We start from the raw sequence: 21,157 nt of genomic DNA, 5'->3' as shown, positions 1-21,157 counted from the left end.
ATCTTTCGTGTTGTGTTGTGTGGTGTGTTTTTAAAGAAGTTTCTGGCCCAAACTGATGATGACGGGGACCAGTCCTAAGACCAGGAAAGCGGGTAAGAAACAGACAGCGAGCGGCGCGGCGATGAACACGCCAGCGCGCTCCGCCTTCGCGGTTGCCTGCGCCGCAGCATCGGCGCGCAGCTGTGCCACCAGGCGGTGACACCCAGAAGCCATAGCTGTACCGGAGTCCCCAGAAAGCTTCGCCAGCCGCACGAGCTCCTCCAAGTTCTTCTGTTCGGCTAAGGCCCGCCAGGCGCTACTCATCGGGACTCCCACTCCGATGAGTGCGGCTGCCTCTGACCACGCGGGGGAAGCCTCGGCCACCGCTACGACAGCCGTGCGTGGAGACAGGCCAGCCTCCAAGCAGGCGGCAAAAAGCTCCAGGTCGCTCGCGGCATCGAGCGGACCATAGTCAGGTCCATCGCGCGGGGTTTTCGGCCGGGGTGTGCGTGTCCCTCCCACCCCCACTCGGCCTGCGGGAGAGGCACGAGCAACAGCCAGCGCTGCGGCGAGAAACGCCGTGGCAACATAGGTTGTCGTAATCATCGCGCCGCCTTTCGCAGGATGAGGCGTGACCAGCAAAAGCCGGCGCAGACGAGGGCCACGCCGACGTCGAGAAGCACGCCGCCCACACCACCGCCCACAAGGAACCCCAAGGAATCCGCCCCCATGGCCCCACCCATAAGGATTCCGGCCACCGGAAGACAAGCCAGGACCACTGCCGTGGCCTGTGGGCCCTGCAAGGAAGCGGCAGTTTCCCGGGCGTGGCGCTGGGCTGTGTCGAGCTGACTTTGAGCCTGTTCCACTAGATCAGCCAATGCCACACCGTGGCGGCCGGAAACATTCAACAGCGCAGCGAAGCGGGCCAGTTCCGGCGTGGTGAGAGCAACCGACGGCGACCCGCCCTGTGCGGCGAGGCCAGCTGCAGTGCTTAGCGCGCTGTGGAGGTGCTCCGGTGTGGTGTCGGGTAACGAGTCCATCCCACGGCGCAAGGCATTCGCAGTGGTGGAACCAGCGCGTAGCTCCGCGGCAAGCGTGCCGAAATAGGAGGCGAGGGCCTCAGCACCGCGGCGCTCCCGCCGGGCAGAGGCAATATCATTAACGAACCACAGCACACAGGCCAAGATGCAACCGGCCGCTATCACCACGGTGGGCCTGCCGAAGAAGACGCAGCATCCCACGCCGAGGAAAAGCACAGCAGGTGCCATTGACCGCGACTTCGGCGCTGACAGGCGCGACACCGTCCCAGGAGGGGACAACAGGCATGCAGCGGCGAGATATAGCCACATCATGGCTGAACCCCCATCCGCGCACACAGCTCGTTAAACCCGGCGCGCGGCCCGCCATCAGCGGTCCACACCAGCCGGGGCTTTACGGGATTGCCCTCCAGTACACCGATGTGAGCCAAGCGCCGCCCCTCGGGGCCGCGCTCCATCCCCAGTACCACGTGTACCGCGGCAGCCAGCTGCGAATGCAAAGCCACCCGGTCCAACCCACCAAGCGCCGCCAGCGCTTCCATGCGCGCAGGTACCTCATCGACGGAATTGGCATGGACCGTGCCAGCGCCACCATCGTGTCCGGTGTTAAGCGCGGCGAGCAGCTCGACAACCTCCGCGCCACGGATTTCACCCACCACGATGCGGTCTGGACGCATGCGCAACGCCTGGCGCAACAGGAGCGACATCGAAATCTCGCCCCTACCTTCTGCATTAGCCCGGCGCGACACCAGCGTCACCACGTGCGGATGTGCCGGGGCAAGCTCCGGGGTGTCCTCAATAATGAGCAGACGCTCGGTCGCCGGCACGCAGCCCAAAAGTGCCGCGAGCAGCGTGGTCTTGCCCGAACCGGTTCCGCCGGTGACGAGGAAGGACGCGCGCTTATCGACGATCCCCCGAAGCAGCCCCTCCACCCCCGAGTCAATGCTGCCGTTGGCCACGAGTTGCGCCAGGCTCGTCTGGGCTTGGCGCAGCACGCGCAGGCTGATGCACGTCCCGCTTGCTGAGGGCGGTGCCAACAGTGCATGAAGGCGAATGCGGGTGCCGTCGGGGCGGGTTAGGCGGCCATCGGCAAACGGTTGCGCACCATCAAGCCGCACGCCGGCAACAGCTGCCAGCCGTGTTGCGAGCTGACGTACCTCTGCATCATCGCTAAAACCGACCTCCTTGGGCTGCAATCCGTGACCGCAGTCCACGAAGCAGGAGTCGGGGCCGTTGACGACGACGTCGGTAAGCCCCGGCAGCGACAGCACCGGCTCCAGCAATCCCAACCCCAAGGAATCGTGGCGAAGGCGCTGTAAGAGGTCGAACACGTCAACATCACTAATGACGCCGGCTTCTTCCCTAATCCGCCGGGCCAGCGCCGACGCATCATGCGCTAGCTGTGGCTCCGTGGCCACGATGGTGCGCATCGTATCGATAAGACTCATGCCACCGCCTCCCAAATATCCCGCGCAGCACGGGCGAGCGGGCGCGGAAGACGCTGCGGAAGTCCGCCAGTCTCCACCGCGCGGGTTAGGCCGCGCACTGTCGGCAGCTGTGCGACGGGGTCAGCGTGCGTGAGCTTGGCGACGTCCCCCTCATCAATCCCCGACCACTGCCTATGACGCAGCATCACGGAGCAGTCCTTAGGCCGTGCCCGCAGTTCAGCGACGATCTCTGCACAGGCAGCAGCCGCCCGCATTTCTGCCGCGGTCACCACGACGACATGGTCTGCGGCATCCGGAATATCCCACGGCGGGCAATCCACCACGACGACTCCTGGGTGCGCGCAGGCTGCCTGCAGTATCGCCGCACGCCTTGTTGCGCTAAGCGTGGTGGCACCAGCGCTGGTGGTACGTGCTGCGGCAAGCACCGCGATGCCATCTGGCGTGGTGGGCAAAGCACGAGCGAGGTCACCCGGGTCCACCGTTCCCGTTCCTGCTGCCAAGTCCGGCCAGCGTGCGCCGGGTTTATTCTCCATTCCCAACAGGAGGTCGAGACCACCGGAGAAGGGCGAGGCATCGACGAGCAAGGCCGCCCTGGCATGGCGAGCCAACGCTGCCGCCAGCGTGGAAGCACCCACCCCACCAGCAGATCCGGTCACCGCAATGGTCAGCCCCGCGGCAGCCGCCTGTGCCTCCGGGTGGGTATCAGCGGCAAGGGCCGCCAACAGTTCTTTCGATTGCGCAGGAAGGATGAATGCCGCAGCAGCATGGCAGCGCAGTGCCGCTTCATAGTCGATGGGCCCTGGGTCGGGTGTTAGAAAGTAGACTCGCGGGTGGCCCTCCACGAGGCGTGCGGTCAGCGAGTCCGCTAGGACCGCATCTACTTTGGGCAGGTAGCGCGGGAAATCACGCGGGTCCTCAACGGTGCTGACCTCAGCAGTGCTGGCCGCAGCGGTGGAGGCCGCTTCGGCTCGCAAGGCCGAATCTCCAACGGCGATGAGAAGGTGGAATGTGCTCATGCCTGAAGCATGCGCGAGCGCACCACACGGGCGCTAGGGTCACTTCGCCACCTGTGGATAACTCTTGCCAGAACTGCACTTTTCGGCCGCTTTAGTTAGCTCTTCAACAAATGCCCTGTGAAACTCGGAGCTCTGGTGGCGACCTAGAGCCCCAAACGAAGCATCAGAAGAGATTCGGGGTCGCACGCTGCGTCCGACACCCGGCCCTGGCGCACTACCCGGATGCAGTCTGAGATTCCCACTTTGCGCCAAACTGAGAATCAAAGTGTCAATCTGCGAATGAAAGCCGATCACATTTCGCACTTTCACTACCTGCCCTTATTCGCCGATTAACCTTCAAAGTGAGAATTAGAGTGTGAAATGATTAGCAGTTTCGCGCTTTCATCGGCGAAGGCGTCCTCGACGGATCTACTGCGCACCCAACGAATCTGTCACGTCAACTGCTCCTTTTGCGCTTTATACGGCGGGAAGGCAGCTTAGCCGATGCGCAAAACGTAGGCAGTTCCTGCCGGTTGCCGCGGTTGTCGCGGGCCGCTGACGACCGTCGCCGATATCGACAGAGCGAGCGGCGGGTTCTTCGCACTTTGATATAGTTCAGCACTAGCTGTATAGTTCAGTACATGCTGACTATTGCTTCACGCCTCGACGTCATGAACCGGCTCGGCCGGGCCATGGCTGATCCGACGCGTTCCCGAATTCTAATGACCCTACTCGACGGCCCGAGCTACCCGGCTGTGCTCTCGCGCGACCTGGATCTGACCCGCCCGAACGTCTCGAACCACCTGACCTGCTTGCGCGACTGTGGCATCGTCGTCGCCGAGCCAGAAGGCCGTAAGACCCGCTACGAGATCGCCGATCCGCACCTCGCGGCGGCACTCACCGCGCTGGTCAACGCGACGCTAGCTGTCGACGAAAACGCCCCGTGCATTGACCCTGAGTGCTCGGTGCCCGGCTGCGACGCGAAGGGAGCGGACGCATGACCTCGGCGTGTGGTTGCGAACACAAACCAGCCATGGAGGTTGAAGAGGCCGGCCTGCCATGGTGGAAGGACCCAGAATTGCTGCTGCCGATATTCTCCGGCGTAGCCCTCATAACAGGACTGGCGCTGGACTGGTCCGACTTGGAGACACCCGCGACGGTACTGTATTGGGTTAGCCTGCTGTTGGGCGCTTACACGTTCGCGCCTGGAGCGATCCGGAACCTTGTTACGAAGCGCAAGCTCGGCATTGGCTTGCTAATGACGATCAGCGCGGTCGGGGCGGTGATCCTCGGCTTCGTCGGAGAGGCCGCGGCGCTAGCGTTCCTGTACTCGATCGCCGAGGCACTGGAAGACAAGGCGATGGAACGGGCCCAAGGCGGACTGCGGGCACTGTTGAAACTGGTACCGCAAACCGCGACGGTGCTGCGCGACGGCATAGCGGCCGAGGTCGCAGCGAAGGACCTCGAGGTTGGCGAGCTAATGGTCGTACGCCCCGGGGAGCGGATCGCCACGGACGGCATCATTCGGTCCGGACGCTCCAGCCTTGACACCTCAGCGATCACCGGAGAATCCATTCCGGAGGAAGTTGCGCCCGGCGACGAAGTGCCCGCGGGAGCGATCAACTCCGCCGGTGTGCTGGAGGTCGAGACGACCGCAGCTGGAACGGACAACTCGCTGACCACACTCGTCGACCTAGTCGAGCAGGCGCAGGCGGAGAAGGGCGACCGCGCCCGGATCGCCGACCGAATTGCCCAACCCCTAGTGCCCGGGGTGATGATCCTGGCGGTGCTGGTCGGCGTGATCGGCTCGCTGTTGGGCGACCCCGAGACGTGGATCACCCGTGCGCTGGTGGTCCTGGTCGCAGCGTCGCCGTGCGCGCTGGCAATCTCCGTGCCGCTGACGGTCGTGGCCGCGATCGGCGCGGCCAGCCAGTTCGGAGTAGTCATCAAGTCCGGCGCGGCGTTCGAGCGACTCGGCGGCATCCGTCACCTAGCGGTAGACAAGACCGGAACCCTTACTCGCAACCAGCCCGAGGTTACCGGAGTGGTCCCGGCAGACGGATTCGATCGGGCGCAGGTGCTTGCTTTCGCGGCGGCAGTTGAGCAGCAATCGACGCACCCCCTCGCCGCGGCGATCGCGGCAGCGGAGCCCGAAGCACCCGCCGCCCTGGACATCAGCGAGGAAGCTGGGCATGGCATCGGCGGCACCGTCGAAGGCCGACGGGTGCTGGTCGGCAGCCCCCGATGGATCGACGCCGGGCCACTGAAGGCGGACGTTGAGCGCATGGAGTCCGAAGGCCAGACCTGCGTCCTAGTCGCCGTCGATGACGCTCTCGCCGGGGCGATCGGGGTGCGCGACGAGTTGCGGCCCGAGGTGCCTGATGCCGTGCAGTCCCTGCACGCCAACGACGTGGAAGTAAGCATGCTCACCGGCGACAACACTCGCACCGCCCGGGCGTTGGCTGAAATCGCCGGAATCGACGACGTGCGCGCCGAGCTGCGCCCGGAGGACAAGGCAAGCATCGTCGCCGAATTCTCCTCCAAGACGCCGACGGCGATGATCGGCGACGGCATCAACGACGCGCCGGCACTGGCAGGCGCGACAGTGGGCATTGCAATGGGAGCGACCGGCTCTGACGCCGCAATCGAGTCCGCTGACGTCGCCTTCACTGGCCACGACCTCCGGCTGATCCCGAAGGCATTGCAGCACGCCCGCCGAGGCAGCAGGATCATCAACCAAAACATCGTGCTGTCTCTGGCCATCATCATCGTGTTGATGCCACTGGCGATCACCGGCGTGCTGGGCCTGGCGGCCGTGGTGTTGGTCCACGAGGTTGCAGAGGTCATCGTGATCTTGAACGGTCTGCGCGCCGCACGAACGAAGCGCTGAGGCTGCGACCGGCGAGTGTTATGGCCTAACCCCTTTGATCTATGAGTTTGGGGCTTTGAAAACGGGCAACCGCCGTTTCGGCAGAAATAGGTGATGGCCCGCGCCTCGGGGGGTGTGCGCGGGCCATCTGTAACCCGGCATCGGGGGGGGGTGCGCCGGGGCAGGCCGCACTGTATATCGGGGCCTTGCACCACACATTATGGCACGGCTGGGAAAAGATGACAACAGCTTGAGGCAACATTCCTTGAGAATCTTTTAAGAGCGTCGCTGCGCGCCCGATTTGTGCTGCTGAGAGGCTACGATGAGCACAGTAACTCGCACAGATACCGGCAAGGTGCACTCCATGACCGAACACTTTTCTACGCCCAGCGACAACGCTCGCGTGGCCGCGTTTTTCGACTTGGACAAGACCATCATCGCCACCTCCTCGGCCTACGCTTTTGGCCGGGAGTTCATGCACAACGGGCTCATTACCCACACTGAGGCGCTGCAGTTATCGCTGGCCAAAGCTAGTTACATGCTTGCCGGACACAGCAGCGAACACATGGATGCCACCCGAGATCAGCTTGCCGCCATGGTCGCTGGCTGGTCGGTACAGAAGGTCCATGACATCGCGGTGGAAACGATGCACACGGTGGTTACCCCCACTATCTATGCCGAGGCACGCGATCTCATTGCCGCGCATCGCGAAAAGGGCCATGAGGTGGTGATCATTTCGGCGTCGGCAAGCGTGCTGGTCAGGCCCATCGCTGAGGAGCTCGGAATTGAACACGTCGTGGCCACTGAATTGGCAGAGGAGGATGGCCGGTTTACCGGGGAGATTCTTTTCTATTGCAAAGGCGCCGCGAAAGCAGAGGCGCTGGAGCGTACGGCACAGCAGCTTGGTGTGGACAAGGACGCCTCCTACGCATACTCGGATTCCGCCACGGATATCCCGATGCTGGAGCAGGTTGGGCACCCCGTGGCGGTGAATCCCGATCGGCTCCTCAAGAAACATGCCGCAGATAATGGCTGGGAGACCCGTACATTTAAAGACCCTGTGCCGCTTTTCACCCCACCGAGTGCCCGCGAATTTGGGATTGGCTCAGCGGTGTTGGCGGGGATTGCGGCACTCATCGTCGGTGGCGTGCTGCTCGCGCGCCAGCGCAACAAGTCACGGCAGATCTCGGACTGTCGAGCCTAAAATTTAAGCCGCGCGGGCGATACCGTCGGCTTCCTTCGCGCCGGCCGTCCAGGCGTGCAGCAACAGTGTGAGCAGCTCAGCTGGGGTCTCATCATACGTGGACAGCGCCGAACGATACGCGGCGCGGTGGCGGTTAAGGTAGGTTTCCGGCACGGCAAAGCCGCGTGGATCGAAGCCGGTATGAATTGCTGCGGCGCGGGCGGAAACGAGCGCCACGACGGTGCTGCGCTCCCCAAAAAGCTTGCGCGCGGCAATCTCCGCATGCAGCACGACCGGCAGCAAGCGGTCATAGTCCACGCCAGATCCATGCGTGATGAGCTGCGCCAACGCCTGGACCACCGCAGGTTCCCGGGTGGGACGGCCGGGTCCGCCCGAAGCGACGTCGATTCGGGCCAGGACCTGCAGCGGAGCCCGCGCGAAGGTGCGCACCGTCGTGGCTTGTACTTCGGGGGCAAGGAGGGAGTAGGCGCTGACGGTTGGGGGGACGTCGGCAAGCGCAAGCGAGGCGCCATCGATTGCCGCGCACGCCCGCGCCCCGCGCAGCAGGGACTCCGAAGAAATCACCTCAAACTTGCGCAACCCCGCGGGCCGGCGGTGCACGCGGGCGATAGCACTGACTGCCGCCGCCGCGTTCTCCTCTACCCCAGATAGGGCCATCAACGGGGTCAGCGGGTCAGAACTAGGCATACCCATTACAATAACGCCGTACCCAAAAATGCGGGCCGCACCACATGGACTCTGAAAAGTTCATTACTATGGCCGATATAGATTGCGACAAAACAGTAGGAGTTTTTAACCGTGAGCAACGACGGACTATTCACTGACGGGTCCAACCAGTTCGCCCCGAAGGTAGACAGCATCCCCCTGAGCGATGCCGATACCTCCCGCCGCGGCGAAGCATCCATCGGCCAGCTGGTCTCTAACGCTACCGAGCAGATGTCCCAGTTGGTGCGCTCCGAGGTAGAGCTGGCTAAGACCGAGCTCGCCGCCTCCGCCAAGAAGGGTGGCATCGGCGCGGGCATGTTCGGCGTCGCCGGCACCGTGGCGCTGTACAGCTCCTTCTTCTTTTTCTTCTTCCTGGCAGAGCTGCTGGCCGTCTGGCTCGACCGCTGGGCTGCGTTCCTGATCGTCTTCCTCATCATGGTGGTTATCGCCGCCATTGTGGCCTTTATCGGTTTCAAGCAGGTTAAGCAGGTTAAGGCACCGGAAAAGACCATTGAGTCCACGAAGGAACTCAAGAAACTGGTGCCGGGTCGAGCTGAGAAGTCCATCGAGAGCGGCCTCTACACCTAAGTTCTAGGGTCCTTTCGCTTTCCCCTATACCCCGCCCCTCTTCCCCCGAGGGGCGGATTTCGTCTATTGAAAGGCCTGCGGCAATGACGCCCCTATCCCCGACCGTGGTGGAGCTCGACGGCCCTTTTGAGCACGAGTTCCTCCACACCCGCGGCATCCGCCTCCACGCCGCGACTGCTGGCAACCCAGACAATCCCCTCGTGGTGCTGTTGCATGGCTCCTTTGGCGGATGGTTCGACTTTAGGGATGTCATCGCAGTGCTTGCCGACGCCGGCTTCCACGTCGCCGCCCTCGACATGCGCGGCTTCGGAATGTCGGATAAGCCCCCTCTGGAACCCGGGCAAGATATTCGTGTCGCGGTGGGTGATGTCAGTGGGGCAATCCGGGCGCTAGGCCATGACGATGCTTTCCTCGTCGGTGCTGATACAGGTGGTGCGGTGGCGTGGGCGCTGGCGACGGAGCGTCCTGAGCGTGTCCGGGGACTGGTATCTGTCTCCGCTGCGCACCCGGCCGACCTGCGCCGCGCGATTGCTGCCCGCCCATGGGACTTTGGGTGGGTACTCCTGCGCGCGACGTTGTGCCGCATGAGTTGGCTGCGCACGCCTCGATTGCTGATGCGCGAATCCGCCTACCGCCGGGAAATGGATCTCGATGCACTGGGTTCCTTCAGCGAAGACGCGCGCGAGGAATCTCTGCGTTTGCGCATTGCCGCTTCCCGGATTGGCAATGTGCGTCGCGGCATTTTGTGGAATCACCGGCTGCGCACGGCCGTCGTGCCATTGAGTTGGCTCGACCTTACGGTTGCCGCGCCGGTGTTGTTCATCCATGCCGATCAGCTGCTGTGGCGGCCGGTGGCCCGCCGTGCGGCAAGGCGTTGCCGCGGGAGTTTTACCGCCACGACAATTCCCGGAACGAAAAATCTGCCCTTCCTGGAAAACCCGCGTGGTTTTGCACAGACCCTCATCCAGTGGATGCGAAGTACGTAACATACATAGAAACTCAGTGCCCTACCCCACACAGGGGGTGGGGCACATTTTTATTCTTCGAGGAAAACGCAGGTCGGCGACGAATACCTAGCAAACTATAGCTTTTATCACAGGACATATTTTCCGATTCCTTGTATGTAAGTCACGGCACACGGTAGCTTCATAACAAACCAAAACCACAGGTTTTCTACATCTTTCGCACCACGGAGGTCTAAGACCCACATGACGCTCAAGAAGACGCTTGCCGTTGTTTCCGTTGCCACCTTGCCGCTCACCCTCGCGGCTTGTGGCGGCGATTCCGACTCCGGCTCCACCGCCGCTTCCGGCTCCGGCGACGGAATCATTGTTGTTAACGGCTCCGAGCCGCAGAACCCGCTGATTCCGGCCAATACCAATGAGACCGGCGGCGGCCGCATCGTTGACTCTCTCTACTCCGGCCTCGTCTACTACGACGGTGACGGTGAAGCGCAGAACGAGCTCGCTGAGTCCATCGAGCCGAATGATGACAACACCGAGTTCACCGTCAAGCTCAAGGAATCCACCTTCTCCGATGGCTCCCCGGTCACCGCGAACAACTTCGTTGATGCGTGGAACTACGCCGTAGCTAACGACCAGCTCAATGCGTCCTTCTTCTCCAACATCAAGGGCTTTAAGGAGGGCGTCGAGAAGCTGGAGGGCCTCAAGGTCGTCGACGACCTCACCTTCACCATTGCCCTGAACAGCCCGGAGCAGGACTTCCCGGCACAGCTGGGCTACTCCGCGTTCTACCCGCTCCACGAGTCTGCATACGACGACATGGACGCCTACGACCAGAACCCAATCACCAACGGCCCATACAAGCTGTCCGAGTGGAACCACAACCAGGACGCGACCGTCGTTCCAAACGAGGAGTACAAGGGTGGTCAAACCCCGCAGAATGACGGCATCAAGTTCGTCTTCTACGCCTCCCAGGACGCTGCTTACGCCGACCTGCTCTCCGGCAACCTCGACGTCCTCGACGCCGTTCCGGACTCCGCGTTCGACGTTTACGAGGCAGACCTCGGCGAGCGCGCCGTGAACCAGCCCACCGCCGTATTCCAGTCCTTCACCCTGGGTGAGAACCTCGAGCACTTCTCCGGCAAGGAAGGCGCTCTGCGCCGCCAGGCTATCTCCCACGCCATCAACCGCGAGGAGATCACCGAGACCATCTTCAAGGGCACTCGCACCCCGGCCAAGGACTTCACCTCCCCGGTTCTGCCGGGCTACACCGAGGACATCAAGGGCAACGAGGTCCTGAAGTATGACCCGGAGAAGGCCAAGAAGCTGTGGGAAGAGGCAGACAAGATCAACAAGTGGGATAACCCGTCCCTGGAGATTGCCTACAACTCCGACGGCGGCCACAAGAGCTGGGTAGACGCCACCACCAACTCTGTTAAGAACGCCCTCGGCATCGAAGCGGTCGGCGCTCCGTACCCGGATTTCAAGTCCCTGCGCGATGAGGTCACCAACCGCACCATCAAGACCGCCTTCCGCACCGGCTGGCAGGCAGACTTCCCGAGCCAGGGCAACTTCCTTGCCCCGCTCTACAAGACTGGCGGTTCCTCCAACGATGGCGACTACGCTAACTCGGACTTTGACAAGGCTCTCGACGAAGCCCTGACCGCCCACTCCGACGACGAAGCCAACAAGAAGTACGTCGAAGCCCAGGAGGTCCTGTTCAAGGATCTGCCGGCCATCCCGCTGTGGTACGCCAACGCCACCGGTGGCTACTCCGAGAACGTCGACAATGTCGTCTTCTCCTGGAAGTCCCAGCCGGTGTACTACAACATCACCAAGAAATAGGCCTTCCCCTGGCTTTTCTTACGACCCCCGCAACCTTGGTGGAGCGGGGGTCTCCCCACGTTTTTACCCATAAGTGTGATTCGAAACGCTCTATAGATTTCTCGCTACCTTAGATCACACACTAAAATCCTTATGAGCTACGTGGGCGCCTGTTAAGGAGGCGCCGACAAGCACCTGCCCACAAACGAGTAAAGGACCACACTATGTTGCGCTATATCGGGCGCCGAGTGCTCCAGATGATTCCGGTGTTCTTCGGAGCCACCCTGCTCATCTATGCGCTCGTCTTCTTGATGCCCGGCGACCCTGTCGAAGCCCTCGGCGGTGACCGCGGCCTTACCGAGGCTGCCCGCGCCCGCATCGAGGCCGAATACAACCTCGACAAGCCGTTCATCATTCAATACCTGCTCTATATCAAGGGCATCTTCATGCTGGACTTCGGCACGACCTTCTCCGGCGTGCCCGTGACCCAAGTGATGGCAAACGCCTTCCCGGTCACCGTCAAACTCACCGTCATGGCCATCATCTTCGAGGCTGTCTTCGGCATCTTCTTCGGCGTTGTCGCCGGTATGCGCCGCGGCGGCTTCTTCGACTCCACCGTGCTGGTCATTTCCCTGCTGGTCATCGCGGTGCCGTCCTTCGTCATCGGCTTTGTCTTCCAGTACATCGTGGGCATCAAGTGGGGTGTGCTGCCGGTGACCGTTGGCGCGAACGCCACCGTGAAGTCACTCCTCATGCCGGCTATGGTGCTCGGCGCGCTGTCACTGGCCTACGTCATCCGCCTGACACGCCAGTCCGTAGCGGAGAACCTGCGTGCTGACTACGTGCGCACCGCCCGCGCGAAGGGCCTCTCCAACGGTGCGGTGACCCGCCGCCACGTGCTGCGCAACTCGCTGATTCCCGTGGCCACCTTCATCGGTGCCGATATCGGTGCGCTCATGACCGGTGCGATTGTCACCGAGGGCATCTTCGGTATCAACGGCGTCGGCGGCACCATGTACCAGGCCATCCTGCGCGGCGAGCCGACCACGATTGTGTCCTTTACGACGGTTCTGGTGATCATCTACATCATCGCCAACCTGCTCGTTGACCTCCTGTACGCCGTACTTGATCCGAGGATCCGCTATGCCTAACTTCGAGAAAACTACCCCCTACCCGGGACAAGAGCACTTCGTTTCCGCGACCGACGAGACGGGCCTCGGCGCAGTCGACGCCGTCAAGGACGAATCTGCACCCTCCTCCCAGTGGGGCGAGGCCTGGCGCTACCTGCGCCGCCGCCCACTGTTTTGGATTGCGGCCGTCATGATCCTCGTGGCCATCCTCATGGCCGTCGTCCCAGGTCTGTTTACCAATACCGACCCGCGTCTGTGCGAGCTGTCCAAATCCCTCGCCCCGGCTGAGCCCGGCCACCCGTTTGGATTTAACCGCCAAGGCTGCGACATTTACTCCCGCGTCATTTACGGTGCGCGGGCGTCGGTAGCCGTGGGCGTTCTTACTACCCTCCTCGTGGTAGTGCTGGGCTCCCTCATCGGCGCCGTCGCTGGCTACTTCGGCGGCTGGATCGACTCCGTGCTCTCCCGCATCACGGACATCTTCTTCGCCATCCCGCTGGTGCTGGCTGCCATCGTGGTCATGCAGATGTTCAAGGAACACCGCACTATCATCACGGTGGTCTTGGTCCTCGGTCTCTTCGGTTGGGTATCCATCGCCCGTATTACCCGCGGCGCGGTGGTCTCCATCAAGAACGAGGAGTTCGTCCAGTCCGCGCGCTCCATCGGTGCATCGAACTGGCACATCCTGTTCAGCCACATCCTGCCGAACGCGGCTGCCCCCATCATTTCCTACGCCACCGTGGCGCTGGGTACCTACATCGTGGCGGAAGCTACCTTGTCCTTCCTGGGCATCGGTTTGCCGCCAACGTTCGTGTCCTGGGGCGGCGACATCTCCGACGCGCAGGCGTCCCTGCGCGTGGCCCCGGCAGTCCTGTTCTACCCGGCAGGTGCGTTGGGCCTGACCGTGTTGAGCTTCATCATGATGGGTGACGTCGTCCGCGACGCGCTCGATCCGAAGGCGAGGAAGCGTTAATGACTACTCCACTTCTTGAAATGAAGGACGTCCACATCTCCTTTACCACGTCGACCGGCGTGGTGGAGGCCGTGCGTGGCGTCAACATGTCCATTTACCCGGGCCAGTCCGTGGCCATCGTGGGCGAGTCCGGTTCGGGTAAGTCCACCACGGCGATGTCCATCCTGGGGCTTTTGCCGGGTACCGGCAAGGTCACCGGCGGACAGGTCCTCTTCGAGGGCGAGGACATTACCCACTACAACAACAAGCAGTTCGAAGCACTGCGCGGCAACAAGATTGGTCTGGTCCCGCAGGATCCGATGTCCAACCTCAACCCAGTGTGGCGCATTGGCACGCAGGTCGAGGAATCCCTCAAGGCCAACAATGTGGTGGAGGGCTCCGAGCGCCACCAGCGCGTCGTCGAGCTTTTGGAGGAGGCCGGGCTTCCCGACGCCGAACGCCGCGCCAAGCAGTACCCCCACGAGTTCTCCGGCGGTATGCGCCAGCGCGCGCTCATCGCCATTGGCTTGGCTGCGCGCCCGAAGCTGCTTATCGCCGATGAGCCCACCTCCGCCCTCGACGTGACGGTGCAGAAGACCATTCTGGATCACTTGGAGCACCTCACCGAGGAGCTGGGTAACGCGGTACTCTTCATTACCCACGATCTGGGTCTGGCCGCCGAGCGCGCCGAGCACCTCATCGTCATGCACCGCGGCCGCATCGTGGAGTCGGGCCCCTCGCGCGAGATTCTGCGTTCCCCGCAGCACCCCTACACGCGCCGGCTTGTCGACGCCGCCCCCTCCCTCGCCTCCTCCCGCATCCGCGCCGCCAAGGAAGCCGGCGTGGAGGCCAAGGAGCTCAAGACCGGCGAGGCCAACGCCGCCGACGGCGCCCACAGCAGCGCCGGAACTTCTGCGACGGAGCCGGGTTCCGCTGTGCCCCTTTCCGCACAGTCGGCCACGTCTGATGCCACAGCGCCAAGCGCTGCGGAACCGGTGATTTCGGTGCGCAACCTGACCAAGGAGTTCAACATCCGTGGCCAGCGCGGCGAGAAGAAGCACCTCAAGGCTGTGGACGATGTCTCCTTCGACATTCGCCGCGGTACCACGATGGCCTTGGTGGGCGAGTCTGGTTCCGGCAAGTCCACGGTGGCCAACATGGTGTTGGGTCTTCTGGAACCGACCTCCGGCACCATTGAGTTTGAAGGTCGCGATACCTCGACGTTATCGAAGAAGGAATTGTTTAACCTGCGTCGCAAGATGCAGGTGGTCTTCCAAAACCCGTATGGCTCGCTGGACCCGATGTACTCGATTTATAAGTGCATCGAGGAACCCCTCGCACTGCACAAGGTTGGTTCCCGCAAGGAACGTGAGGCCCGCGTGGCCGAGCTTCTCGATATGGTCTCCATGCCGCGCTCGGCTATGCGCCGCTACCCCAACGAGCTGTCGGGCGGTCAGCGCCAGCGCATCGCCATTGCCCGCGCGTTGGCGTTGAAGCCGGAGGTCATCGTCCTCGATGAGGCAGTGTCTGCCTTGGATGTGTTGGTGCAGAATCAGATCATCCAGCTGCTGGCCGAGCTTCAGTCCGAGCTCAGCCTCTCCTATCTCTTCATTACCCACGACCTCGCGGTGGTCCGCCAGACTGCCGATGACATCGTGGTTATGAAGAAGGGCCAGGCCGTCGAGCAGGGCACTGCCGACGACATCTTCGAGAATGCCCAGCAGGACTACACCCGCAACCTCATCAATTCGGTTCCGGGTATGCACCTGGAAATCGGTACCGGCCACTAGCCTGCGCTTAGCGACGCCCCCCCAACCCGCCAACCTCCTCTGGTCGGCGGGTTTCGTCGTCTCGTCGCTTGCCTCCACTAGCTGTGGGATCGCCGATGTGCCCGCTGACCGTGGTGTGGTTGGCGGGGGTTCATCGTCTCGGCGCGGGTGCGAAGCTTTAGTTCGCACCCGCTGGGCGGCGTGGCTGCGTGCAGGCGATTAGCCTGCACCCGGTGGGTCGGGTGGTTGGCTTGTTCCTGGCGGTGGGTCGGGTGGTTGGCCTGTGGTTTGTCCTGTTTGTTCGGCGGCGAGTCTGTTAAGGGCTTCTTGGTATTCGGGCATGGCGGTAATTGGCACACCCCAGGGCGGGATGTAGCTCACCCCCGTATTCAACCGGAACATGTAACCACGCCCGGTGGGCCGTTTAGGGTCATCATCGTTAATACCGTTGTGGTAGGCGCACAGGAAGGTGAGGTTTTTAATGTTGGTAAAACCTCCGGCCTGCCAGGGGATGAGGTGGTGGACTTCGCAGTAATCAGCGGGTTTGTTGCAGCCGGGCCTAGAGCAGGTTTGGAATTCAGCAGCCAGGCTGATGCGTTGTTTCCAGCTGGCATGCCGCTGAATCCTATAAGAATTAATGGGCCCTTCAAGGGGGTGGATGATGGTGGCGTAGCCAATCTCAGCAAACTTGTAGGCTAAGAAGTCTGCGCCTGTCATGCGCGCGCCGTTGGTGAGGTTAAGTTCGATTTCCTCCCCATCCCCGTTAATAATTTGGTCAAATTCATCCAGGGTGACTACGACTTGAGCATGTACGGCAGGTTTGGTGCCAATACCACCGGTGACAATGACGGTGCGGGCAGCCTCAAGCAGGTTTGTTTTGTTGACGGATTCTAGGGTGCCTCTGATGTCGGCGATGACGGTGGGGGTGTCGGTGATGGTGATGGAGTTCGGGCCCTTAGAGCGGTAGGTGAAGCGTACCCCGGGTTTAGCCACACGTTTGGCACGAAGCTCCTTCAAACGCTTGGTGGCGACGTGGCGGATTTTGTGGGCAGGGGTGCCGGCAAGTTTTATGCGTAGGTTCCAGGCGTCGAGGTCTTTTTTCACTTTGGTGGTGTAGGACTCAATCAGGGTGAGAATGCTAAGGCTATGTTGTTGTGCCACCGCGGCGGCACGGGCTTTGCGTTGTTTGCCGGTGAAGCGGGTGTGCCCGAAGTAGATGCGGTGAAGGTGGGAAAGCTCTGTGGCGTCGGCTGCGTCGGCGCCGAGCGCGCGGAGCTCGTCGGGTGAGCTGGATGCGTTTTCCACTAGCGCGATCCCCGAGTTGCGGTAGTGGAAGTAGGTTTCTAATACCCCCATGCGCCAAAGACTAAAACACCTTAGGTAAGCGCGCAACAGTTAGCCGACGCAGGAGCCGGTGGGGGTGGCGTCGGCAAGCAAAGTGACGTCACCAACGTGGCCGCGCACCTCGTCCGCGGTGAGGGCATAGCCGGTGTCGGAATCCTCCACGGAGGCACCAAACACCACGCCCAGCACCTGGCCCTCCGGGGTAATCATGGGACCACCGGAATTGCCCTGCCGGATGTTGCCGCGCACGGTGTAGGCGTCGCGCTCCACACGGCCGGTGGAGTAAATATCCGGCCCGGCAATAGTGAGGCGATCCCGAATACGCGCGGTCTCCGCGCTGAACGGACCAGACTGCGGGAAGCCCAAAACAATGGCATCATCGCCGGTCACCGCAACATCCTCTGCCCACGGAAGGGGATCCAATCCCAGCCCCGGGCTATGCAGCACAGCAATATCCACGTCCGAGTTGTAATACACCACGTCCGCTTCCTTCAGCCCCAGCACCGTATCGAGGCGCACCTTATCCGTACCGGCCACAACATGCGCATTCGTGATGACGTAATCCGGCTCCGTAACAAAACCCGAGCCCATAAGGCGCCGCGAACAAGCCTCAGCGTCACCCAACACGTGGATGACAGAAGGCCGGACGCGCTCCAGCAGCTCTGGGTCCCCAATCTCTAGCTCAGGTGCCTCCACCTCGACATCCGCGCCGGATCGCTCCCACGGCGACACCAAAGGCGGAAGGCCGGAATCGTTGAGCATGGCTGCCAGACCATTGGGCAACGAAGCTAAACGGTCAGGAGCTGCGGCGTTGAGGCCGCTGAGAATACGCGATTCACGCAGCGCCTGGCCCGGCTGCCCACCCAGGTTGGAGGCCAACGGCAGGGACACCAACCAAATCACCACAACCGCCGCCACGGACTGGAAGACCGCACCGATGGAAGAATCCACGCGCTGCCCCGAGCGCGTGCGCATACGATCCCGCAACGCCGCGCCTAGCGACGCCCCCACCAACTGCCCCAGCCCCACCAACAGAATAAGCACGCCGACAGCCAGCAGGAAACGCACTGCTGGCTGGTCCGCCAGTTGCATCGTCGCTGGGGCGGCGACCGTTCCCAGCACCAGACCTGCAATGACACCTACCGCCGCAAGCACTGCGGTCAGCGCACCCTGACGCCAGCCCACGCGCACGGCGAGGAGCACGGCAATCACTATGGCGATGTCAACAGCTAGGGACACGGAGAACACTTTCACACAAAGGCAGCAGAACTAATCCATCTTCTCATTATTGAGTGAGCGAGTGAGTGATTCACGCAGATCGTGGACCTTATTTTTATCCCACTCTACGGACCAGCCTGCATGATCCATCAATCCCGACAGCACCCCTGCAGTAAAGCCCCACACCAGGTAGCCGCGCGACCGAAAAGCCGGGCCTTTCCAGCGGCTGTGCCCCACCATCATGCGGTTTGCCGGGTCTGCCAGCTCCCGCAGCGGGACGGTGAAGACATCATCGGTCTCGGCAGGGCTGGCCGGCCACACGGTGCCAGGAGTATGCCAGTAGGCCAAAACTGGACTCACGGTGTTACCGGTTGCTCGAATATCCAGCTTGCCCCACTGTTCCAAAGGTGTGACCGTGGAGCGGTCGAGGCCGGTTTCTTCTTCGGCTTCGCGCAGGGCGGCGTCGACAAGCGAGGCGTCCCCCTCGTCCTTGCGTCCACCAGGGAAAGCAATCTGGCCGGAGTGCGAGCGCAGCGACGGCGAACGGTGCGTGAGCAGCACTTCGCCATCCTCGAAGCTCTGGCCTTTGAGCAGCACCAACACCGCCGATTCACGGCGACGTTTCGCCGGCCGCACGTGGCGAATAAGGCGCTCTTGCACCGCGCGCGTATCGACGCCCAGTGCGGGACGCAACCATTCAGGGGCACGGGCAGGGTGAAGGTGACTCACTCGAGCACCTCATCGATGGCCTCTTCCAGCTCCTTAGCCGACGTGAATGGTTTGACGAACTTTTCCACCACCTGGCCATCGCGCACCACCAGCGTGATGGGGATGACGCCCGGCAGGCTAAGCTCGCCGGCAAAAGTGCCCTTTTCATCCTGGTAGCTGGGGATATCCACGCCTAAATCATCTAGGAGTGCCGCGCCGTTTGCCGCGTTCGGGTCTGCGTGCACGCCGACGACGTTCCACGTGGAGTGCGAGCTCGCAATGTCTTGGAAGAAGGGAAGCTCTGTTCGGCACGGCTCGCACCACCAGGCCCACACGGTGACGATTTGAATATTCTTCGCTGCGGCCGTGCTGGAAGCCCCCAGGCACGGCAGATCTACCCCGGCGATAGGGCCTTCCGGACACTTCGGACGCGAGGCCACGTCCGCTTCCTGGGATTGCGGCACGGCAACTTCCGGCTCATCGTTCTCAAGGAGGTTGACCACGCCGACCAGCGCGAGCGCCGCCAGCATCATGACGGCAACGATGCTGGCCTTCACGTATCCAGGCCACCGGGGGTATTGGCTCATTGTTCCACCTTAACTCCGCGACGGGCACCACGGGGCAAGGACGCAGGCCCCGCACCGCGGCGAGCGGGCGGTACACACGCGCCGGCCGTGGAGGATGACTCTGTGAGAAAACACGGTCTGCTCGGCTTCGGGCACGAGCTTGGCGACGTCCCTCTCAATCGCCCGCGGCGTTTTCGCCGCGGTAAGCCCTAGGCGCTGACTTAAACGTGTGACGTGCGTATCCACGGTGATGCCAGGCAAGCCAAAGGCGTTGCCACGAACAACGAGGGCGGTCTTTCGGCCGACGCCCGGAAGCGAAGTGAGCTCATCAATGCCGCGTGGAACCTGGCCGTTGAATTCGCCCACGAGCTTCTCCCCGATGCCGATGAGGTGGCCGGCTTTTGCCCGCTGGAAGCCCAACGGACGCAGGATGCTTTCTAATTCTGCACGGTCAGCGGCTGCATAGTCTGGGGCGGTGGGATAGGTCGCGAAAAGGTGCGGGGTGACCTGGTTGACGCGCTCATCTGTGCATTGTGCCGACAGTACCGTGGCGATAAGGAGCTCGAGGGCATTGGAAAAATTGAGCTCGCAGTCAGCGCCCGGGTATTCCGCCGCGAGAGCAGCGCGGATGTGGGCGGCGCGCTCAGCGGTGTGGATGGGGTCGCGGTGACTGTCGAGAGGCATGTGCCTTATTCTACTGGCGCCCAGGTAAGGTGGAAGGCATGATTTCGCTTGTTCTGCTTGTCCCGCTTGGCCTCGCGCTCTTTGCCATTTTGATGGAAAAGCTTGAGGCAACTGCCTTCGAGAGCTAATTAAGTTTTCATACCGTGTGATTATTTTTCAGGCTGCTGGAAAAGGTGACAAATTACACTGTATGATGTTGGTCAGTGTCTCTTGACGCACTGCCAGAGCAGGTGCGTCAGCAACAAACACAACCTGCTTGCGTGTGCATCAATCTATCCTCTGCGCAGGCTTTAAGGAGTAACAGTGGAAGGCGTACAGGACATCCTCTCCCGCGCTGGAATTTTCCAAGGCGTGGACCCAGTGGCAGTTCAGAACCTGATTGAGCAGATGGAGACTGTCCGTTTCCCGCGCGGCACCACCATCTTCGACGAGGGCGAGCCGGGTGACCGTCTCTACATCATCACCTCGGGCAAGATTAAGCTTGCCCGCCACGCCCCGGACGGTCGTGAGAACCTCCTGACGGTGATGGGCCCGTCCGATATGTTCGGCGAGCTGTCCATCTTCGATCCGGGCCCGCGCACCTCCTCCGCTGTGTGCGTTACCGAGGTCACTGCCGCCACCATGAACTCCGAGATGCTCAAGCAGTGGGTTGCTGACCACCCGGCGATTGCCCAGCAGCTCCTCCGTGTGCTGGCTCGTCGCCTGCGCCGCACCAACGCTAACCTGGCTGACCTCATCTTCACCGACGTGCCTGGTCGCGTGGCAAAGACCCTGCTCCAGCTGGCCAACCGCTTCGGTTCTCAGGAAGGCGGCGCCCTGCGCGTCAACCACGACCTCACCCAGGAAGAGATCGCCCAGCTGGTCGGTGCTTCCCGTGAGACCGTGAACAAGGCCCTGGCTACCTTTGCCCACCGCGGCTGGATTCGCCTCGAGGGCAAGTCGGTGCTCATCGTCGATACCGAGCACCTCGCCCGCCGCGCGCGTTAACATGCGGCGCCTCGAGCGCGCCGCGTAAGGCGCGCTGAGGGCGCGCTCAACGCGCCCCCATTGCATATGAAAAAGTCCCCCGAGAACATCGGGGGACTTCGTGGTTTTCGGGTTACTTCCCGGATTCTAAGGATCGTGGAAACACCTGGCCTTGATTGGTGGTGTTTGTGGTGTCGAGTCGTTGGGAC

20 protein-coding genes are annotated in these 21,157 nt (G+C 62.2%); 10 read left to right on the top strand and 10 right to left on the bottom strand.

Annotated elements, in window-relative coordinates; translation table 11 throughout:
• Positions 1-30 precede the first annotated feature (30 nt).
• The 4 genes from NX84_RS02290 to ssd all read right to left on the bottom strand — a co-directional run bounded on the left by NX84_RS02290 (position 31) and on the right by ssd (position 3,480).
• Positions 31-585: a type II secretion system F family protein gene (locus tag NX84_RS02290; protein ID WP_039673363.1), complete on the bottom strand. Its 555-nt coding sequence runs from the start codon at positions 583-585 to the stop codon at positions 31-33.
• A complete protein-coding gene (locus NX84_RS02285) occupies positions 582-1,247 on the bottom strand; it encodes a type II secretion system F family protein (protein WP_331251232.1) in 666 nt (221 codons plus the stop codon). The genes NX84_RS02290 and NX84_RS02285 overlap by 4 nt, the downstream gene beginning before the upstream one ends.
• Positions 1,248-1,327: 80 nt before the next feature.
• Positions 1,328-2,464, bottom strand: coding sequence for a TadA family conjugal transfer-associated ATPase (locus tag NX84_RS02280; RefSeq protein ID WP_039673359.1), 1,137 nt, complete (start codon positions 2,462-2,464; stop codon positions 1,328-1,330).
• Positions 2,461-3,480, bottom strand: coding sequence for a septum site-determining protein Ssd (ssd, locus tag NX84_RS02275; RefSeq protein ID WP_039673357.1), 1,020 nt, complete (start codon positions 3,478-3,480; stop codon positions 2,461-2,463). Before ssd ends, NX84_RS02280 begins: the two co-directional genes overlap by 4 nt.
• A 620-nt stretch (positions 3,481-4,100) precedes the next feature.
• On the opposite strand from ssd, the gene cmtR reads away from it, so the two are divergent.
• The 3 genes from cmtR to NX84_RS02260 all read left to right on the top strand — a co-directional run bounded on the left by cmtR (position 4,101) and on the right by NX84_RS02260 (position 7,532).
• Positions 4,101-4,460, top strand: coding sequence for a Cd(II)/Pb(II)-sensing metalloregulatory transcriptional regulator CmtR (gene cmtR / locus NX84_RS02270; protein WP_039673355.1), 360 nt, complete (start codon positions 4,101-4,103; stop codon positions 4,458-4,460).
• Positions 4,457-6,349 (top strand): heavy metal translocating P-type ATPase, encoded by a 1,893-nt coding sequence (locus tag NX84_RS02265; RefSeq protein ID WP_039673353.1) that lies wholly within the window; start codon positions 4,457-4,459, stop codon positions 6,347-6,349. The genes cmtR and NX84_RS02265 overlap by 4 nt, the downstream gene beginning before the upstream one ends.
• A 343-nt stretch (positions 6,350-6,692) precedes the next feature.
• Positions 6,693-7,532 carry an HAD family hydrolase gene (locus tag NX84_RS02260; protein WP_039673351.1) on the top strand — a complete coding sequence of 280 codons (840 nt, stop codon included), beginning with the start codon at positions 6,693-6,695 and terminating at the stop codon, positions 7,530-7,532.
• A gap of 3 nt (positions 7,533-7,535) precedes the next feature.
• On the opposite strand, the gene NX84_RS02255 is transcribed toward NX84_RS02260, so the two are convergent.
• Positions 7,536-8,225, bottom strand: a complete 690-nt coding sequence (locus NX84_RS02255; RefSeq protein ID WP_039673349.1) for a hypothetical protein — start codon at positions 8,223-8,225, stop codon at positions 7,536-7,538.
• 105 nt (positions 8,226-8,330) lie between these two features.
• Here NX84_RS02255 and NX84_RS02250 point away from each other — a divergent pair, with 105 nt between their 5' ends.
• From NX84_RS02250 to NX84_RS02225, 6 genes are all read left to right on the top strand, one after another.
• Positions 8,331-8,825, top strand: coding sequence for a phage holin family protein (locus NX84_RS02250; protein ID WP_039673347.1), 495 nt, complete (start codon positions 8,331-8,333; stop codon positions 8,823-8,825).
• 83 nt (positions 8,826-8,908) lie between these two features.
• The gene (locus NX84_RS02245) at positions 8,909-9,811 is read left to right on the top strand and encodes an alpha/beta fold hydrolase (RefSeq protein WP_039673345.1); all 903 of its coding nucleotides are present in this window, start codon (positions 8,909-8,911) and stop codon (positions 9,809-9,811) included.
• Positions 9,812-10,033: 222 nt separating this feature from the next.
• Positions 10,034-11,632 carry a peptide ABC transporter substrate-binding protein gene (locus NX84_RS02240; RefSeq protein WP_039673342.1) on the top strand — a complete coding sequence of 533 codons (1,599 nt, stop codon included), beginning with the start codon at positions 10,034-10,036 and terminating at the stop codon, positions 11,630-11,632.
• Positions 11,633-11,835: 203 nt separating this feature from the next.
• Entirely contained in the window at positions 11,836-12,762 is a 927-nt protein-coding gene (locus NX84_RS02235) for an ABC transporter permease (protein WP_039673340.1), read from the top strand.
• A complete protein-coding gene (locus NX84_RS02230; protein WP_039673338.1) occupies positions 12,755-13,714 on the top strand; it encodes an ABC transporter permease in 960 nt (319 codons plus the stop codon). Before NX84_RS02235 ends, NX84_RS02230 begins: the two co-directional genes overlap by 8 nt.
• A complete protein-coding gene (locus NX84_RS02225; RefSeq protein ID WP_039673336.1) occupies positions 13,714-15,483 on the top strand; it encodes an ABC transporter ATP-binding protein in 1,770 nt (589 codons plus the stop codon). The genes NX84_RS02230 and NX84_RS02225 overlap by 1 nt, the downstream gene beginning before the upstream one ends.
• Positions 15,484-15,681: 198 nt before the next feature.
• On the opposite strand, the gene NX84_RS02220 is transcribed toward NX84_RS02225, so the two are convergent.
• From NX84_RS02220 to nth, 5 genes are read right to left on the bottom strand one after another with little or no spacing between them, the layout of a single operon-like run.
• Positions 15,682-16,818, bottom strand: coding sequence for an HNH endonuclease signature motif containing protein (locus NX84_RS02220; RefSeq protein WP_039673334.1), 1,137 nt, complete (start codon positions 16,816-16,818; stop codon positions 15,682-15,684).
• Between the two features lie 39 nt (positions 16,819-16,857).
• On the bottom strand, positions 16,858-18,045 hold the full coding sequence (locus tag NX84_RS02215; protein WP_039673599.1) for a MarP family serine protease: 1,188 nt from the start codon (positions 18,043-18,045) through the stop codon (positions 16,858-16,860).
• A gap of 30 nt (positions 18,046-18,075) precedes the next feature.
• Positions 18,076-18,753, bottom strand: coding sequence for an NUDIX hydrolase (locus NX84_RS02210; RefSeq protein WP_039673333.1), 678 nt, complete (start codon positions 18,751-18,753; stop codon positions 18,076-18,078).
• A complete protein-coding gene (locus tag NX84_RS02205) occupies positions 18,750-19,319 on the bottom strand; it encodes a TlpA family protein disulfide reductase (RefSeq protein WP_039673332.1) in 570 nt (189 codons plus the stop codon). The genes NX84_RS02210 and NX84_RS02205 overlap by 4 nt, the downstream gene beginning before the upstream one ends.
• Positions 19,320-19,328: 9 nt before the next feature.
• Complete coding sequence (gene nth / locus NX84_RS02200; RefSeq protein ID WP_052319623.1) at positions 19,329-19,982, bottom strand: endonuclease III; 654 nt, start codon at positions 19,980-19,982, stop codon at positions 19,329-19,331.
• 303 nt (positions 19,983-20,285) lie between these two features.
• Here nth and glxR point away from each other — a divergent pair, with 303 nt between their 5' ends.
• Positions 20,286-20,969, top strand: a complete 684-nt coding sequence (gene glxR / locus NX84_RS02195) for a CRP-like cAMP-activated global transcriptional regulator GlxR (protein ID WP_039673331.1) — start codon at positions 20,286-20,288, stop codon at positions 20,967-20,969.
• Positions 20,970-21,157 lie beyond the last annotated feature (188 nt).

The organism is Corynebacterium minutissimum (genome assembly GCF_000805675.1).
Lineage (GTDB): Bacteria > Actinomycetota > Actinomycetes > Mycobacteriales > Mycobacteriaceae > Corynebacterium > Corynebacterium minutissimum.
Note: the sequence above shows the minus strand (reverse complement) of the source record. Positions and strands in the feature narration are given on the sequence as shown.

Excerpts from the sequence above, each read along its gene's own strand:
- cmtR (WP_039673355.1), top strand. The coding sequence starts at position 4,101 with ATGCTGACTATTGCTTCACGCCTCGACGTCATGAACCGGCTCGGCCGG.
- ssd (WP_039673357.1), bottom strand. The coding sequence starts at position 3,480 with ATGAGCACATTCCACCTTCTCATCGCCGTTGGAGATTCGGCCTTGCGA.
- NX84_RS02260 (WP_039673351.1), top strand. The coding sequence starts at position 6,693 with ATGACCGAACACTTTTCTACGCCCAGCGACAACGCTCGCGTGGCCGCG.
- NX84_RS02205 (WP_039673332.1), bottom strand. The coding sequence starts at position 19,319 with ATGAGCCAATACCCCCGGTGGCCTGGATACGTGAAGGCCAGCATCGTT.
- NX84_RS02265 (WP_039673353.1), top strand. The coding sequence starts at position 4,457 with ATGACCTCGGCGTGTGGTTGCGAACACAAACCAGCCATGGAGGTTGAA.
- NX84_RS02255 (WP_039673349.1), bottom strand. The coding sequence starts at position 8,225 with ATGGGTATGCCTAGTTCTGACCCGCTGACCCCGTTGATGGCCCTATCT.
- NX84_RS02220 (WP_039673334.1), bottom strand. The coding sequence starts at position 16,818 with ATGGGGGTATTAGAAACCTACTTCCACTACCGCAACTCGGGGATCGCG.
- NX84_RS02285 (WP_331251232.1), bottom strand. The coding sequence starts at position 1,247 with ATGGCACCTGCTGTGCTTTTCCTCGGCGTGGGATGCTGCGTCTTCTTC.
- NX84_RS02230 (WP_039673338.1), top strand. The coding sequence starts at position 12,755 with ATGCCTAACTTCGAGAAAACTACCCCCTACCCGGGACAAGAGCACTTC.
- NX84_RS02290 (WP_039673363.1), bottom strand. The coding sequence starts at position 585 with ATGATTACGACAACCTATGTTGCCACGGCGTTTCTCGCCGCAGCGCTG.
- NX84_RS02235 (WP_039673340.1), top strand. The coding sequence starts at position 11,836 with ATGTTGCGCTATATCGGGCGCCGAGTGCTCCAGATGATTCCGGTGTTC.
- NX84_RS02245 (WP_039673345.1), top strand. The coding sequence starts at position 8,909 with ATGACGCCCCTATCCCCGACCGTGGTGGAGCTCGACGGCCCTTTTGAG.
- nth (WP_052319623.1), bottom strand. The coding sequence starts at position 19,982 with ATGCCTCTCGACAGTCACCGCGACCCCATCCACACCGCTGAGCGCGCC.
- NX84_RS02225 (WP_039673336.1), top strand. The coding sequence starts at position 13,714 with ATGACTACTCCACTTCTTGAAATGAAGGACGTCCACATCTCCTTTACC.
- NX84_RS02240 (WP_039673342.1), top strand. The coding sequence starts at position 10,034 with ATGACGCTCAAGAAGACGCTTGCCGTTGTTTCCGTTGCCACCTTGCCG.
- NX84_RS02280 (WP_039673359.1), bottom strand. The coding sequence starts at position 2,464 with ATGAGTCTTATCGATACGATGCGCACCATCGTGGCCACGGAGCCACAG.